Genomic DNA, 14820 nt, shown 5'->3' on the forward strand with positions numbered 1-14820 from the left:
CCGCTCCCACAGAGGCCCTGCATATGTCGATCAATGTGGGAGCGGCCTTGTGTCGCGATGGGCTGCATAGCAGCCCCGGCGATCTCAAGCCTTGTTGAGCTTCTTGAGGAAAACGGTCATCTCTTTCTCGGCCTGCTTGTCGCCATGGGCCTGCGCCGCGACGATCCCCTCTTCCCAGGCCGTGCGCGCGCCAGCCAGATCGCCGCTGAGCTGATACGCCTTCCCCAGCAGCTTCCACGCCGCCGAGTACTTCGGATCCTGCCGCACACAAGCCGCCAGGTGCACCGCCGCTTCAGCGCCATTGCCCTCGTCCAGCCAGGCCTTGCCCAGCCCGAACCGCAGCAGCGGGTTATCCACACCCTTGGCCAGCATTTTCTCCAGCGATTCACGCATCACGTCTCTCCCTAGAAGAAACTCAGGCCCACGTGGAACAGTTTCTCCACGTCTCGAATCTGCTTTTTATCCACAACGAACAGGATCACATGGTCGCCCGACGCGATCACCGTGTCATCGTGGGCGATCAGCACTTCCTCGTCGCGGATGATCGCGCCGATGGTGGTGCCTGGCGGCAACGAGATGTCCTCGATGGCCTTGCCCACCACCTTGCTCGACTTCGAATCGCCATGGGCCACCGCCTCGATGGCCTCGGCCGCGCCCCGGCGCAGCGAGTGCACGCTGACGATATCGCCGCGGCGCACGTGGGCCAGCAAGGTGCCGATGGTGGCCAGCTGCGGGCTGATGGCGATGTCGATCTCGCCGCCCTGCACCAGGTCGACGTAGGCCGGGTTGTTGATGATGGTCATCACCTTGCGCGCACCCAAGCGCTTGGCCAGCAGCGACGACATGATGTTGGCCTCGTCGTCGTTGGTCAGGGCCAGGAAGATGTCGGCGTCGGCGATGTTTTCTTCGAGCATCAGGTCCCGGTCGGACGCACTGCCTTGGAGCACCACGGTGCTCTCGAGGTTTTCCGAGAGGTGGCGGCAGCGTGCCGGGTTCATCTCGATGATCTTCACCTGGTAGCGGCTCTCGATGGCCTCGGCCAGGCGCTCGCCGATCTGCCCGCCACCGGCGATGACCACGCGCTTGTTGGTCTCGTCGATGCGACGCAGCTCACCCATCACTGCGCGGATGTCCTTCTTCGCGGCGATGAAGAACACTTCGTCGTCGGCCTCGATCACCGTGTCGCCCTGCGGGGTGATCGGCCGGTCGCGGCGGAAGATCGCCGCCACGCGGGTGTCGACATTGGGCATGTGGGCGCGGATCTGGCGCAGTTGCTGGCCCACCAGCGGGCCGCCGTAGTAGGCCCGGACCGCCACCAGCTGGGCCTTGCCCTCGGCGAAGTCGATCACCTGCAGCGAACCTGGGTGTTCGATCAGGCGCTTGATGTAGTTGGTCACCACCTGCTCGGGGCTGATCAGCACGTCCACCGGGATGTGGTCGTTGTCGAACAGCTCTTCACGGGTGAGGTAGGCCGACTCGCGTACCCGGGCGATCTTGGTCGGGGTGTGGAACAGCGAGTAGGCGACCTGGCAGGCGACCATGTTGGTCTCGTCACTGTTGGTTACCGCCACCAGCATGTCGGCGTCGTCGGCGCCGGCCTGGCGCAGTACCGTCGGCAGCGACGCGCGGCCCTGCACGGTGCGGATGTCCAGGCGGTCGCCCAGGTCGCGCAGGCGCTCGCTGTCGGTGTCGACCACGGTGATGTCGTTGGCTTCGCTGGCCAGGTGTTCCGCCAGCGTGCCGCCCACCTGCCCTGCGCCGAGGATGATGATCTTCATCCGCTACTCCCTACCCTTTTTGTTCTTACCCGCGCGAAGCGGCGATCTTGATCAGTTTGGCGTAATAGAACCCGTCATGGCCGCCTTCCTGGGCCAGCAGCTGGCGGCCGTGGGGCTGGCGCAGGCCGGCTTCGGTGGCCAGGTCCAGCTCGCGGGCACCGGGGGTGCGGGCGAGGAAGGCGTCGATCACTTCGGTGTTCTCGGTCGGCAGGCTCGAGCAGGTGGCGTAGAGCAACATGCCGCCCACTTCCAGGGTCGGCCACAGGGCATCGAGCAGCTCGCCTTGCAGCGTGGCCAGGGCCGGGATGTCCTCGGCCTGACGGGTCAGCTTGATGTCCGGGTGACGGCGGATCACACCGGTGGCCGAGCATGGCGCGTCGAGCAGGATGCGCTGGAATGGCTTGCCGTCCCACCAGCTGGCGGTGTCACGGGCGTCGCAGGCGATCAGCTCCGCGTCGAGCTTCAGGCGGTCGAGGTTCTCGCGCACGCGGGCCAGTCGCTTGGCTTCCAGGTCGATGGCGACCATGTGGGCCAGGCCGGGTTCGGCTTCCAGTAGGTGGCAGGTCTTGCCGCCCGGGGCGCAGCAGGCGTCGAGCACGCGCTGGCCGGGGGCCAGTTCCAGCAGGTCGGCGGACAGCTGCGCGGCTTCGTCCTGCACGCTCACCCAACCGTCGGCGAAGCCCGGCAGGCCACGCACGTCGCAGGCTTCGGCCAGGACGATGCCGTCACGGCTGAACTGGCAGGCGCTGGCCTGGATGCCGGCCTCGGCCAGCAACGACAGGTAGGCGTCACGGCTGTGGTGGCGGCGATTGACCCGCAGAATCATCGGCGGGTGGGCGTTGTTGGCGGCGCAGATGGCTTCCCACTGCTCCGGCCAGAAGGCTTTCAGCGACTTCTGCAGCCAGCGCGGGTGGGCGGTGCGCACCACCGGGTCGCGTTCCATGCTGGCGAGCAGTTCCTCGCCTTCACGCTGGGCGCGGCGCAGCACGGCGTTGAGCAGGCCCTTGGCCCATGGCTTCTTGAGCTTGTCGGCGCAGCCGACGGTCTCGCCGAGGGCGGCGTGTGCCGGGATGCGCGTGTAGAACAGCTGGTACAGGCCGACCAGCAGCAGCGCCTGCACATCGGCATCGGCGGCCTTGAACGGCTTCTGCAGCAGTTGCGCGGCCAGCAGGTCCAGGCGTGGCTGCCAGCGGGCGGTGCCGAAGGCTAGGTCCTGGGTCAGGCCACGGTCGCGCTCGTCGACCTTGTCCAGTTGCGCCGGCAGCGAGCTGTTCAGCGAGGCCTTGCCGCTGAGCACGGCGGCAAGGGCACGGGCGGCGGCCAGGCGTGGGTTCATTGGCCGAGCACCTTGCCACCGGCGAACTTCTCGCGGCGGCTGTTGAACAGGTCGCTGAAGGCCAGGGCCTTGCCGCCGGGCAGTTGCAGGCGGGTCAGGCTCAGGGCGCCATCACCGCAGGCGACGACCAGGCCGTCCTTGCTGGCGGAGAGGATCTCACCAGGAGTGCCCTTGCCTGTGGACAAGTTGGCGGCCAGCACCTTCACGCTTTCGCCGTCGAGGGTGCTGTGGCACACCGGCCACGGGTTGAAGGCACGGATCAGGCGTTCCAGTTCGACGGCTGGGCGGTTCCAGTCGATGCGCGCCTCGTCCTTGTTCAGCTTGTGTGCATAAGTGGCCAGGGTATCGTCCTGTACTTCACCTTGCAGCGAACCGTCGGCCAGGCCGGCGATGGCCTGCACCACGGCGCCCGGGCCCATGGCGGCGAGGCGGTCGTGCAGGGTGCCGCCAGTGTCCTCGGCGCTGATCGGGGTAACCACCTTGAGCAACATCGGGCCGGTATCCAGGCCCGCTTCCATACGCATCACGGTCACGCCGCTCTCGGCGTCGCCGGCTTCCACGGCACGCTGGATCGGCGCCGCCCCGCGCCAGCGCGGCAGCAGGGAGGCATGGCTGTTGATGCAACCCAGGCGCGGAATATCCAGCACCACTTGCGGCAGGATCAGGCCATAGGCGACCACCACCATCAGGTCCGGCTTGAGCGCGGCGAGCTCGGCTTGCGCCTCGGGGTTGCGCAGGGTCTGCGGCTGGTACACCGGGATGTCGTGGGCAACGGCCAGTGCCTTCACTGCGCTCGGCATGAGCTTCTGGCCACGGCCAGCCGGGCGGTCGGGCTGGGTGTAGACGGCCACGATCTCGTACGGGCTGTCGAGCAGGGCCTTGAGGTGTTCGGCGGCAAACTCTGGAGTGCCTGCGAAGACGATGCGCATGGAGTTCTCGCTTCCTTGAAAAAGAAAAAGGCTTGCCGGAGCAAGCCTTCTGGAAGGTGGGGATCAGGCTTGCTGGCGGTGCTGCTTTTCCAGCTTCTTCTTGATCCGGTCGCGTTTGAGCTGGGACAGGTAGTCGACGAACAGCTTGCCGTTGAGGTGGTCGAACTCGTGCTGCACGCATACGGCCAGCAGGCCTTCGGCTTCGAGTTCATAGGGCTTGCCGTCGCGGTCCTGGGCCTTGACCCGCACACGCAGCGGGCGGTCTACGTTTTCGTAGAAGCCGGGCACCGACAGGCAGCCTTCCTGGTACTGGCCCATGTCGTGGGTCAGCTCCTCGACCGTGGGGTTGATGAAGACGCGCGGTTCGCTGCGGTCTTCGCTCAGGTCCATCACCACGACCTGCTTGTGCACGTTGACCTGGGTGGCCGCCAGGCCGATGCCAGGGGCTTCGTACATGGTCTCGAACATGTCGTCGATCAACTGGCGCAGGGCGTCGTCGAACTCCGTTACCGGTTTGGCAATGGTGCGCAGGCGCGGATCGGGGAATTCGAGAATGTTCAAGATGGCCATAGGGGGCAGGCAGTCACTGTGCGGTCGGTTGAAAACTGAGCACACATAATAAAGGGAAATGGGGCGTTCGGCACCTGCGAAGCTTGGCTAGGGTGTGAATGGGCGCTGGAAAGCCCATTCCATGGACAGCTTGTCAAAGTATTATCAACAAAGTTATCCACAGGTTGTGCCACGCCGTTGGCCCCTGTCGATCAAGGATGATCCCCTATGACCGAACCCCGTTCGTCGCCTTGTTCGCCTGCCGAACTCGAGGCGCGGTTGCGTCTGCATCGGCTTCCCGATGCCGGGCTGCGTCGTTTTCACACCCTCATCGAAGCTTTCGGCAGCGCCTCGTCGGCGCTCACTGCGCCAGCAAGTGCCTGGCGTGCCCTGGGGCTGCCGGCAGCCAGTATCGACGCCCGGCGCAGCCCTGAAGTGCGCGATGGGGCATTGGCCGCAATGGCCTGGTTAGAGCGGCCGGGCCAGCATTTACTGATGTGGGACGAGCCTGGCTACCCGGCGTTGCTGGCCGAGATAGACGATCCGCCGCCCTTGCTGTTCGTCGCTGGAAACCCTGCTTTGCTCGAGCGACCGCAGCTTGCGATTGTGGGCAGCAGGCGTGCTTCACCCCCGGCGCTGGATACGGCGGGCGCGTTTTCCCGTTGCCTTTCCCAGGCCGGGTTCACCATCACCAGCGGGCTGGCGCTGGGCGTGGACGGTGCCGCTCATCGGGCCGCGTTGAAGGCCGGTGGGTACACGATCGGGGTGCTGGGCACGGGGTTGCAAAAATGTTATCCACAGCGCCATCGTGACTTGGCACGGATGATGATCGACAGCGGTAGCGCGCTGGTTTCCGAGTACCCGCTGGACGCCGGGCCGCTGGCGGGTAACTTCCCACGGCGCAATCGGATCATCAGTGGCTTGTCGCTGGGTGTACTGGTGGTCGAGGCCAGCCTGGCCAGCGGCTCGTTGATCACCGCGAGGCTTGCTGCCGAACAGGGGCGGGAGGTGTATGCGATTCCAGGCTCCATCCACCACCCTGGCGTCAAAGGCTGCCACCAGTTGATCCGCGATGGCGCCCTGCTGGTGGAAAGCGTGGAGCAGATCCTCGACAGCCTGGGCGGCTGGCAGAACCTGCCGCCCGCTGTTGTGGATAAACCCGCTCACCCCCTCCTCGCCCTGCTTCATGCCGCGCCCCAGACCAGCGAGGGCCTGGCCCACAGCAGCGGCCTGCCGCTGGCCCAGGTACTGGCCAGCCTGACCGAGCTGGAGCTCGAAGGCCGGGTCAGCAATGAAGCCGGGCGTTGGTTTGCCCGTGCCGGCTAAGTACACTGCGCGCACGGCGTTTATGCGGAGAGACGGAAAATGGTGAGCAGTTGGCGTGTGCAGCAAGCCGCGCGCGAGGTGAAGGCGGGTGCGGTGATCGCCTATCCGACGGAAGCGGTCTGGGGCCTGGGCTGCGACCCGTGGAACGAGGACGCGGTGTATCGCCTGCTGGCGCTCAAGTCGCGGCCTGTGGATAAAGGGCTGATCCTGATCGCCGACAACATCCGCCAGTTCGACTTTCTGTTCGAGGATTTCCCGCAGGATTGGATTGATCGCATGAGCGCTACTTGGCCGGGGCCGAACACCTGGCTGGTGCCGCACCAGGACCTGTTGCCCGAGTGGGTGACCGGGCAGCACGACACCGTGGCGCTGCGGGTCAGCGATCACCCACAGGTGCGCGAGCTGTGCGCGTTGGTCGGGCCGTTGATCTCTACCTCCTGCAACCCGGCCGGGCGGCCGGCGGCCAAGAGTAGGTTGCGGGTGGAGCAGTACTTCCACAACGAGCTGGACATGGTGCTGGGTGGGGCGTTGGGTGGGCGGAAGAACCCGAGCCTGATTCGCGACCTGGCGACCGGCGAGGTTGTGCGCCCGGGCTGATACCGCTGGCGAGGGCTTCGCCCTCGTATCGCGACACAAGGCCGCTCCCACAGATACAGCGCAGCTCTCAGGCTTGGCGCTGGCATCTGTGGGAGCGGCCTTGTGTCGCGAAAGGGCCGCAAAGCGGCCCCAGAATTCCCCGCCGATTTTTCTGATTTCCACCCAGATGGCTGCCCATTCTGAATTCAGAGAAATATCCTACGCAGTCTGTCGACCGCCATTACCTTCTCAGTGGGAACTCCTGCCTCTAGGCTCCAGACCGTCGCCGAATAACTTGGCGATCGGGTGTGGTAACCCGGTAACAGGAAGGTATCAGAGTCGTCTATGGCGGCTGTGCGCGGGAGGCTTTCGAGCCTGCCGGGTCTGGTACCTCCCCGGTTTACCACCCCGTGTACAGCTGCCACCCATTCGTGTGGTAACGGACGAGGTGTCAGCCCTACTCTGGTAGAGGTTGCCATGACCAAAAAGATTGTCCCCGATCCACCACTTCCTAACACCACAACTCACCCCTTCGGCCGCTGCGACGCCGGCCACCCTCCACTCTTCACCGTAAACCCCAACATCGAAGCCCACGACGCCCTGGTACACGTAGCGCTCTACCTGCGCTGTGCCTACGACACCGGCATCAAGGCACTCGACCACCTGCGCGACGAGGGGCGTGGCATGTACTGGTCGAGCCTGCATTCGCTGGAAATGGCGGAGGGGTTGGTGGAGGCGATGCTCGATGGCATCGAGTCCGCGCCGGCAGCCGATAGGCCTGTTGGCTGAGCTGCCGTGTTCGCCGGCAAGCCGGCTCCTACGGGGGCGGCGTAATCCCTGTAGGAGCCGGCTTGCCGGCGAAGGGCCGCAAAGCGGCCCCAGGATCTCAAGGCAGCAAAACAGTCGAGCCGACCGTCCGCCGCGCCGACAACTCCGCCTGCGCCTTGGCCGCCTCGCTCAACGGATACCGCTGCTGGATATCCACAACCAGCTTGCCACTGGCGATCATCGCGAACAGGTCATCGGCCATGGCCTGGGTGTTCTCGGCATTGTTGGCGTAGCTCCCCAGTGTCGGCCGGGTGACATACAACGACCCCTTTTGCGACAGGATCCCCAAGTTGACCCCGCTCACCGCGCCGGAGGCATTGCCGAAGCTCACCATCAACCCTCGCGGCCTCAGGCAATCCAGCGAGGTCAGCCAGGTATCCGCCCCCACGCCGTCATACACCACCGAGCACTTTTGACCGTCGGTCAGTTCCAGCACACGCTTGGCCACGTCTTCTTGGCTGTAGTCGATGGTCGCCCAGGCCCCGAGCGCCTTGGCCCGTTCGGCTTTCTCAGGAGAACTCACGGTGCCGATCAGCTTCGCGCCCAGCGCCTTGGCCCACTGGCACGCCAGCGAGCCCACACCGCCAGCGGCGGCATGGAACAGCACGAAGTCCCCCGGCTGCACGGCATAGGTCTGCTTGAGCAGGTATTGCGTGGTCAGCCCCTTGAGCATCACCGCCGCCGCCTGTTCGAAGCTGATCGCTTCGGGCAGCTTCACCAGATTGGCCTCTGGCAACGTATGCACCTCGCTGTAGGCCCCAAGCGGCCCACCGGCGTACGCCACGCGGTCGCCGACCTTGATCCGGCTGACACCCTCGCCCACCGCCTCGACCACGCCGGCCGCTTCAGTGCCCAGCCCGGAAGGTAGAGCTGGCGGCGCATACAGCCCGCTGCGGAAATAGGTGTCGATGAAGTTCAAACCGATCGCATGGTTACGCACCCGCACCTGCTGCGGGCCGGGCGGTGCCGGGTCGAACTCCACCAGTTGCAGGACTTCCGGGCCGCCATGCTGGCTGAACTGGATACGCTTGGCCATCACACACTCCTGTCGTCGAGGGTCGCAAAGGCCTTCTATCGGACGCCTTTGCTTGACCGCCGTCAACTGCGACGCGGCGTCGGCCGGTGGTATGCTACGCGGCGAATTTTCCCGCTCCTTCCAGGTGACCCGATGACCAGCCGCACCGAGGCCGTAAAAGCCTACCTGCTCGACCTGCAAGACCGCATCTGCTCTGCCCTCGAAACCGAAGACGGCGGCGCCCGCTTCGTCGAGGATGCCTGGGTGCGCGATGCCGGTGGCGGCGGTCGCACGCGGGTGATCGGCGAGGGCAAGGTGATCGAGAAAGGCGGGGTGAACTTCTCCCACGTGTTCGGCGCCGGCCTGCCACCGTCGGCCAGTGCCCACCGCCCGGAGCTGGCGGGCCGTGGCTTCGAGGCCCTGGGCGTGTCGCTGGTGATCCACCCGCACAACCCGCACGTACCGACTTCCCACGCCAACGTGCGCTTCTTCATCGCCGAAAAAGAAGGCGAAGAGGCCGTGTGGTGGTTCGGCGGCGGCTTCGACCTGACCCCGTACTACGGCAACGAGGAAGATTGCGTCCACTGGCACCGCGTTGCCGAACAGGCCTGCGCGCCGTTCGGCGCCGATGTCTATCCACGCTACAAGGCCTGGTGCGACCGCTACTTCCACCTCAAGCACCGTGGCGAGCCGCGCGGCATTGGCGGCCTGTTCTTCGATGACCTGAACGAGTGGGACTTCGACACCTGCTTCGCCTTCATGCGCGCCATCGGCGACGCCTACGTCGACGCCTACCTGCCGATCATCCAGCGCCGCAAGGACACGCCGTATACCGCCAAGCAGCGTGAATTCCAGGAATACCGCCGTGGCCGCTACGTTGAGTTCAACCTGGTCTACGACCGTGGCACGCTGTTCGGTTTGCAGTCCGGTGGCCGCACCGAGTCGATCCTGATGTCGCTGCCGCCGCAGGTACGTTGGGGATACGATTGGAAAGCCGAGCCTGGCAGCGAGGAAGCGCGCCTGACCGACTATTTCCTGCAGGACCGCGACTGGCTCGCCCAGTAAGCCTGTGGATAACCGAGGAGCCCCCATGGACCAGTACGTCGTATTCGGCAACCCCATCGGCCACAGCAAGTCGCCGCTGATCCACCGCCTGTTCGCCGACCAGACCGGCCAGGACCTGGAGTACGCCACCCTGCTCGCGCCGCTGGACGAGTTCAGTGACTGCGCCACAGGCTTCTTCAAGCAAGGCAGCGGCGCCAACGTCACCGTACCGTTCAAGGAAGAGGCCTATCGCTTGTGTGACAGCCTTACCCCAAGGGCACAGCGTGCAGGCGCGGTGAATACCCTGACCAAGCTGGCCGACGGCACCCTGCAGGGTGACAACACCGACGGCGCGGGGCTGGTGCGGGACCTGACGGTAAACGCCGGGGTGACCTTGGCGGGCAAGCGCATCCTTATCCTTGGCGCCGGTGGCGCGGTACGCGGTGTGCTGGAGCCGATCCTGGCGCACAACCCGCAATCGCTGGTGATCGCCAACCGTACCGTTGAGAAAGCCGAGCAGCTGGCGCGGGAGTTCGATGAACTTGGGCCGGTGGTGGCCAGTGGTTTCAGCTGGTTGCAGGAGCCGGTGGACGTGATCATCAATGCCACCTCGGCGAGCCTGGCCGGCGAGTTGCCGCCGATTGCCGACAGCCTGGTCGAGGCGGGGCGCACGGTCTGCTACGACATGATGTATGGCAAGGAGCCGACGCCTTTCTGCCAGTGGGCGAGCAAGCTGGGGGCGGCCAAGGTGCTTGATGGGCTGGGGATGCTGGCCGAGCAGGCAGCCGAGGCGTTCTTTATCTGGCGGGGGGTGCGTCCGGACACGGCGCCTGTGCTGGATGAACTGCGTCGGCAATTGGCGCGCAGTTGACGTCGGAGCGTTGTCGGATGAATTGGTGCTCCAGTTCGACCTGCTGACGGTAGTGAGCGAGTTTTGCTGCGGATTGCGTCATGCCGGTGTAGGGTTCGCGTGCGGTCATATTGCTTTCCAGGCGGGCAATACGTGCCTGTGCATCGGCAACGCTCCAGCAGTTTTCCGCAGCACCGCTGTTAGGCGCGGCCAGTAATGGCACCAGTGCCAGTGCGAAATAAACGCAACTACTCATGGCGTGCTCCGCAGTGAATGAGCGTTATTCACTCTTTCACTGCCTGCACGTTGCACGCAACTGACAGAAATGCCAGTTGACCGTCAGCCCTCGAAGCGTATTGGGCAGCTCGCCAGGCCTTCCAGCTTCTGCAGTTCCTCTATCACCTGCGGCCGCGCTCGCCGCAATGTCAGGCTCCCGCCATTGCGCAGCAACCGCCGCGCCTCGCGGTGCAACATATCCACACCCGAGTAATCGATGAAGTTCACCTGCCGCGCATCGATCACCACATGCGGCCCCTGGCAGCGCTGCAAGCGCACCTGCAGGTAATGCGCCGCGCCGAAGAAGATCGACCCGCCCACCCGCAACACATCCGCCTCCCCTTCCCGGCTCTGCTGCACCCGTGGCCGCGAAGTGCGCTTGAGGTAGAAGAACAGCGATGCCAGCACCCCGGCGTAGATCGCCGTTTGCAGCTCCAGCAGCAGCGTCGCGGCGGCGGTCAGCGCCATTACCAGGAACTCCGAACGGCTGACCCGGAACAGCGCGCGGATGCCGCGATGGTCCACCAGCCCCCAGCAGATCAGTAGGATGCTGCCCGCCATCGCCGGGATCGGCAGATGAGCGATCAGCCCGGCACCAGCGACCGCGAACAGCGTCACCCACAGCGCCGAGAACACTCCGGCCAATGGCGAGCGGGCGCCTGCGTCGTAGCTGAGCCCGGAGCGGGTAAAGGAGCCGGAGGACAGATAGCCGGAGAACAATGCCCCGACGATGTTCGACAGGCCCTGGGCGCGGATCTCCTGGTTGGCGTCGATCAGTTGCTCGGAACGGGCGGACAGGGAACGGGCGATGGACAGGCTGGTGACCAGCCCGAGCATGCCGACAGCCACGGCACTGGGCAGCAGGCGCAGGATAAGTTCCACATCGAGTAACGGCAGCGGGCTGAGCGGTGGCAACTGGCCGACGAAAGCGGGCACGCGTGGTACATGGCCGAACACGCCGGGCAACAGCCAGGCCGCCAGGCTGACCAGCAGCAAACTTATCAACAGGCTCGGCCAGCGCGGGCGCCATAGCTTCAACACCACGCCAATCACCAGGGTGCTCAGTCCCAGAATCAGCGATGGCATGTCCACCTCACCAACATGGCCGGTCAGTTCCTGCACGGTCTTCAGAGCCGTGGCCTGGCTTGGCAGGTCCAGGCCCAGCAGATTGGGCAGTTGCCCCAGCGCGATGACGATGGCAGCACCGAGGGTGAAGCCCAGCACCACCGAATGGGAGACGAAGTTGACCAGCGCGCCGAAGCGCAGCAGCCCCAGCATGAGCTGGAAGACGCCGCCGAGGAAGGTCAGCAGCAGCACCAGGGTCACGTAGTCGGCGCTGCCGGCCACGGCCAGTGGGCTGATGCTGGCATAGAGGACGATGGAAATGGCGGCGGTGGGGCCGCAGATCAGGTGCCAGGACGAGCCCCACAGGCAGGCGACCAGCACCGGCACGATGGCGGCGTACAGGCCGTATTCGGCGGGCAGGCCGGCGATCAGGGCGTAGGCGATCGATTGCGGCAGGGCGAGGATGGCGCCGCTCAGGCCTACCAGCAGGTCCTGGCGCAGGCTGCGACCCGATTGGCGGGGGAGCCAGGCGAGGAAGGGCAGCAGGTGGTGTGGACGGGGCATGGGGTGGTCCTGATTTGAGATCGCAGGCGAGGGCTTTGCCCTCGTTTCGCGGCACAAGGCCGCTCCTACAGGGATTCGCGCTCGCCTGTAGGAGCGGCCTTGTGCCGCGAAAGGGCCGCAAAGCGGCCCCAGCAGCCTAACAGACGAAACTCAGAGCTTGGCCTTGAGCACTTCTGATGCATCTCCACCGTCCTTGGAGGTCACTCCGGCCAGCCAACCGTCCAGCAATTCCGGATGAGCCTTCACCCACCTCCTGGCCGCTTCATCAAAGCTCACCTTCTTATCCACAACCTCGGCCATGATGCTGTTCTCCATCTCCAGCGTGAACGTCAGGTTGCTCAGCAACTTCGCTGCATTCGGGCAAGCCTGTGGATAGCCCTTGCGGGTCAGCGTGTACACATCGCCTTTGCTGCCAAACCATTGTTCGCCACCCGTGAGGTAATGCATCTTCAACTTCACGTTCATCGGATGCGGGGTCCAGCCCAGGAAGGTGATGAACTGCTGCTTTTTCACCGCCCGGTCCACCTGGGCCAGCATCGCCTGCTCGCTGGATTCGACCAGCTTCCACTGCCCAAGCGCGAAGTCGTTCTTGTCGATGATCTCCTTCAGCGACAGGTTGGCCGGCGCGCCGGAGCCGATGCCGTAGAGCTTCTTGTCGAACTTGTCAGCGTACTTGTGCAGGTCGGCGAAGTCCTTCACGCCGGCTTCCCACACATAATCGGGCACCGCCAGGGTGAACTCGGTGCCCTCCAGGTTGCGCGCCAGCTGCTGCACGTCGCCATTGGCGATGAATTTGTCATGAAAGCCCTGCTGCGCCGGCATCCAGTTGCCGAGAAAGGCGTCCACCCGGCCGTCCTTCAGGCCGCCGTAGATTATCGGCACGGCCAGGCTGTCGATCTTCACCTGGTAGCCCAGGTTTTCCAGGAGCAGGCGAGCGACGGCGTTGGTACTGGCGATATCGCTCCAGCCAGGGTCGGCCAGTTTCACGGTGCTGCATTGCACGTTGCCGTCGGCGGCGTGGGCCGTGCCCAGGCTCAGGGCCAGGGCGAGCACGGCGGTGGAGAACTTCTGCATGGCGGCCTCTCTTCTCAATCCAGGGGTGCGGGCTGTGGATAACGTGCCTTGCGCTCGAGGTCGTCGAGATCGATGTGGTTGCGCATGTACTGTTGGCTGGCGTCCACCAAGGGTTGGTGGTCCCAGCTTTTCAGCGTGCCGATGGCCAGCGCCTCGGCCACCAGGCGGCGGCGGCGCTGGCTGGCCAGCACCTGCTGGCGCAGGCTGGGGATATCCCAGCGTTGCTTCGCTTCATCGACAAATGCCTGCAGCAGCACCTGGTGGTCCGGGCTGCCGGTGAGGTTCTCCCGCTCGTGCGGGTCGCGGCTCAGGTCGTAGAGTAAACAGGGGTCGTCTTCGCTGTACACGAACTTGTAGGCGCCGCGGCGGATCATCATCAGCGGGCCGACGGTACCCTCGGCCATGTATTCGCCGATCACCTCGTCATGCCCGCCCTGCCCTTGCAGGTGCCCGAGCAGTGAGCGGCCGTCCAGGTGCAGGTCTTTATCCACAGCGCCGCCGGCCAGTTCGACCAGGGTCGGCAGCAGGTCGCAGGTGGATACGCTGGCGCTGATCCGCGCGGGTGCGAAGCGCTTGGGCGCGTGGATCAGCAGCGGCACCCGCGCCGACATCTCGAACCAGTGCATCTTGTACCAGAGCCCTCGCTCGCCAAGCATGTCGCCGTGGTCGCCGGAGAAGACGATCAGGGTGTCGTCGGCCAGGCCGCAGTCTTCCAGCGTCTGCACAAGCAGGCCGATATTGTCGTCGATGTAGCTGCAGGCGCCGAAGTAGGCGCGGCGGGCATCGCGGATCTTGTCCACGGGCAGCGGCTTGTCCCACAGGTCGTAGACCTTGAGCAGGCGTTGCGAATGCGGGTCTTGCTGGCTTTGGGCGATCACGTCGCGGGGCAGCGGGATATCCACAGCCTCGTAGAGATCCCAGTAGCGTTTGGGGATGGTGTACGGGTCGTGGGGGTGGGTCATCGACACGGTCAGGCAGAAAGGCCGGCCATGGTCTTCGCGCACATGGTCGTAGAGATACTGGCGTGCCTTGAACACCACTTCCTCATCGAAATCCAGCTGGTTGGTGCGTACGCACGGCCCGGCCTGCAGCACCGAGGACATGTTGTGGTACCAGCTCGGGCGTTGGTCTGGCGCGTCCCAGTTCACCGCCCAGCCGTAGTCGGCCGGGTAGATGTCGCTGGTCAGGCGCTCCTCGTAGCCGTGCAGCTGGTCCGGGCCGCAGAAGTGCATCTTGCCCGAGAGCGCGGTGCGGTAGCCGAGGCGGCGCAGGTAGTGGGCGTAAGTCGGAATGTCGGCAGGAAAGTCGGCGGCGTTGTCGTAGGCGCCGATGCGGCTGGGCAACTGGCCGCTGACCAGGGTGAAGCGCGAGGGCGCGCACAGCGGGCTGTTGCAGTAGGCGGAGTCGAACACCACGGCCTGCTCGGCGAGGCGCGCCAGGTTGGGCATCTTGATCGGCGATGGGGTGTAGATCGGCAGCAGCGGCGCGGCCATCTGGTCGGCCATGATGAACAGGATGTTGGGTTGTTTCATGGTGCCCTTCCATCGTCGAGGATTATGGTGAACGCTTGCAATCCAGCATGGTGCTGTGGATAACGTGGGTAAAGCCCA

At 65.1% G+C, this 14820-nt stretch carries 14 protein-coding genes; 5 read left to right on the forward strand and 9 right to left on the reverse strand.

What is annotated here, in order from left to right; genetic code table 11:
- Positions 1-84: 84 nt before the first annotated feature.
- The 5 genes from PSEEN_RS00090 to def all read right to left on the reverse strand — a co-directional run bounded on the left by PSEEN_RS00090 (position 85) and on the right by def (position 4613).
- Entirely contained in the window at positions 85-393 is a 309-nt protein-coding gene (locus tag PSEEN_RS00090) for a tetratricopeptide repeat protein (RefSeq protein ID WP_011531476.1), read from the reverse strand.
- A gap of 11 nt (positions 394-404) precedes the next feature.
- Complete coding sequence (gene trkA, locus PSEEN_RS00095) at positions 405-1778, reverse strand: Trk system potassium transporter TrkA (protein WP_011531477.1); 1374 nt, start codon at positions 1776-1778, stop codon at positions 405-407.
- A gap of 25 nt (positions 1779-1803) precedes the next feature.
- Positions 1804-3114: a 16S rRNA (cytosine(967)-C(5))-methyltransferase RsmB gene (rsmB, locus tag PSEEN_RS00100; protein WP_011531478.1), complete on the reverse strand. Its 1311-nt coding sequence runs from the start codon at positions 3112-3114 to the stop codon at positions 1804-1806.
- On the reverse strand, positions 3111-4043 hold the full coding sequence (gene fmt / locus PSEEN_RS00105) for a methionyl-tRNA formyltransferase (RefSeq protein ID WP_011531479.1): 933 nt from the start codon (positions 4041-4043) through the stop codon (positions 3111-3113). Before fmt ends, rsmB begins: the two co-directional genes overlap by 4 nt.
- Before the next feature lie 63 nt (positions 4044-4106).
- A complete protein-coding gene (gene def, locus PSEEN_RS00110; protein ID WP_011531480.1) occupies positions 4107-4613 on the reverse strand; it encodes a peptide deformylase in 507 nt (168 codons plus the stop codon).
- Positions 4614-4820: 207 nt separating this feature from the next.
- Here def and dprA point away from each other — a divergent pair, with 207 nt between their 5' ends.
- The 3 genes from dprA (at position 4821) to PSEEN_RS00125 (ending at position 7283) form a co-directional block, all read left to right on the forward strand.
- The gene (gene dprA, locus PSEEN_RS00115) at positions 4821-5918 is read left to right on the forward strand and encodes a DNA-processing protein DprA (RefSeq protein ID WP_011531481.1); all 1098 of its coding nucleotides are present in this window, start codon (positions 4821-4823) and stop codon (positions 5916-5918) included.
- 39 nt (positions 5919-5957) lie between these two features.
- On the forward strand, positions 5958-6515 hold the full coding sequence (gene tsaC, locus PSEEN_RS00120) for an L-threonylcarbamoyladenylate synthase type 1 TsaC (RefSeq protein WP_011531482.1): 558 nt from the start codon (positions 5958-5960) through the stop codon (positions 6513-6515).
- Positions 6516-6971: 456 nt separating this feature from the next.
- The gene (locus PSEEN_RS00125; protein ID WP_011531483.1) at positions 6972-7283 is read left to right on the forward strand and encodes a hypothetical protein; all 312 of its coding nucleotides are present in this window, start codon (positions 6972-6974) and stop codon (positions 7281-7283) included.
- A gap of 97 nt (positions 7284-7380) precedes the next feature.
- Here the strand turns inward: PSEEN_RS00125 and PSEEN_RS00130 are convergent, their stop codons facing one another.
- The gene (locus tag PSEEN_RS00130) at positions 7381-8358 is read right to left on the reverse strand and encodes an NADPH:quinone reductase (protein WP_011531484.1); all 978 of its coding nucleotides are present in this window, start codon (positions 8356-8358) and stop codon (positions 7381-7383) included.
- Positions 8359-8490: 132 nt separating this feature from the next.
- Here PSEEN_RS00130 and hemF point away from each other — a divergent pair, with 132 nt between their 5' ends.
- The gene (gene hemF, locus PSEEN_RS00135; RefSeq protein ID WP_011531485.1) at positions 8491-9402 is read left to right on the forward strand and encodes an oxygen-dependent coproporphyrinogen oxidase; all 912 of its coding nucleotides are present in this window, start codon (positions 8491-8493) and stop codon (positions 9400-9402) included.
- 25 nt (positions 9403-9427) lie between these two features.
- Entirely contained in the window at positions 9428-10252 is an 825-nt protein-coding gene (gene aroE / locus PSEEN_RS00140; RefSeq protein ID WP_044487548.1) for a shikimate dehydrogenase, read from the forward strand.
- Positions 10253-10570: 318 nt separating this feature from the next.
- Here the strand turns inward: aroE and PSEEN_RS00145 are convergent, their stop codons facing one another.
- The 3 genes from PSEEN_RS00145 to betC form a co-directional block, all read right to left on the reverse strand.
- The gene (locus PSEEN_RS00145; RefSeq protein WP_011531487.1) at positions 10571-12136 is read right to left on the reverse strand and encodes a SulP family inorganic anion transporter; all 1566 of its coding nucleotides are present in this window, start codon (positions 12134-12136) and stop codon (positions 10571-10573) included.
- A gap of 150 nt (positions 12137-12286) precedes the next feature.
- Entirely contained in the window at positions 12287-13210 is a 924-nt protein-coding gene (gene choX, locus PSEEN_RS00150) for a choline ABC transporter substrate-binding protein (protein WP_011531488.1), read from the reverse strand.
- A 14-nt stretch (positions 13211-13224) separates the two neighbouring features.
- Positions 13225-14742 carry a choline-sulfatase gene (betC, locus tag PSEEN_RS00155; protein WP_011531489.1) on the reverse strand — a complete coding sequence of 506 codons (1518 nt, stop codon included), beginning with the start codon at positions 14740-14742 and terminating at the stop codon, positions 13225-13227.
- Positions 14743-14820: the final 78 nt, after the last annotated feature.

Source organism: Pseudomonas entomophila L48 (genome assembly GCF_000026105.1).
GTDB classification, from domain to species: domain Bacteria; phylum Pseudomonadota; class Gammaproteobacteria; order Pseudomonadales; family Pseudomonadaceae; genus Aquipseudomonas; species Aquipseudomonas entomophila.

Coding starts and splice junctions, on each gene's coding strand:
- PSEEN_RS00090 (WP_011531476.1), bottom strand. CDS start 393: ATGCGTGAATCGCTGGAGAAAATGCTGGCCAAGGGTGTGGATAACCCG.
- trkA (WP_011531477.1), bottom strand. CDS start 1,778: ATGAAGATCATCATCCTCGGCGCAGGGCAGGTGGGCGGCACGCTGGCG.
- rsmB (WP_011531478.1), bottom strand. CDS start 3,114: ATGAACCCACGCCTGGCCGCCGCCCGTGCCCTTGCCGCCGTGCTCAGC.
- fmt (WP_011531479.1), bottom strand. CDS start 4,043: ATGCGCATCGTCTTCGCAGGCACTCCAGAGTTTGCCGCCGAACACCTC.
- def (WP_011531480.1), bottom strand. CDS start 4,613: ATGGCCATCTTGAACATTCTCGAATTCCCCGATCCGCGCCTGCGCACC.
- dprA (WP_011531481.1), top strand. CDS start 4,821: ATGACCGAACCCCGTTCGTCGCCTTGTTCGCCTGCCGAACTCGAGGCG.
- tsaC (WP_011531482.1), top strand. CDS start 5,958: ATGGTGAGCAGTTGGCGTGTGCAGCAAGCCGCGCGCGAGGTGAAGGCG.
- PSEEN_RS00125 (WP_011531483.1), top strand. CDS start 6,972: ATGACCAAAAAGATTGTCCCCGATCCACCACTTCCTAACACCACAACT.
- PSEEN_RS00130 (WP_011531484.1), bottom strand. CDS start 8,358: ATGGCCAAGCGTATCCAGTTCAGCCAGCATGGCGGCCCGGAAGTCCTG.
- hemF (WP_011531485.1), top strand. CDS start 8,491: ATGACCAGCCGCACCGAGGCCGTAAAAGCCTACCTGCTCGACCTGCAA.
- aroE (WP_044487548.1), top strand. CDS start 9,428: ATGGACCAGTACGTCGTATTCGGCAACCCCATCGGCCACAGCAAGTCG.
- PSEEN_RS00145 (WP_011531487.1), bottom strand. CDS start 12,136: ATGCCCCGTCCACACCACCTGCTGCCCTTCCTCGCCTGGCTCCCCCGC.
- choX (WP_011531488.1), bottom strand. CDS start 13,210: ATGCAGAAGTTCTCCACCGCCGTGCTCGCCCTGGCCCTGAGCCTGGGC.
- betC (WP_011531489.1), bottom strand. CDS start 14,742: ATGAAACAACCCAACATCCTGTTCATCATGGCCGACCAGATGGCCGCG.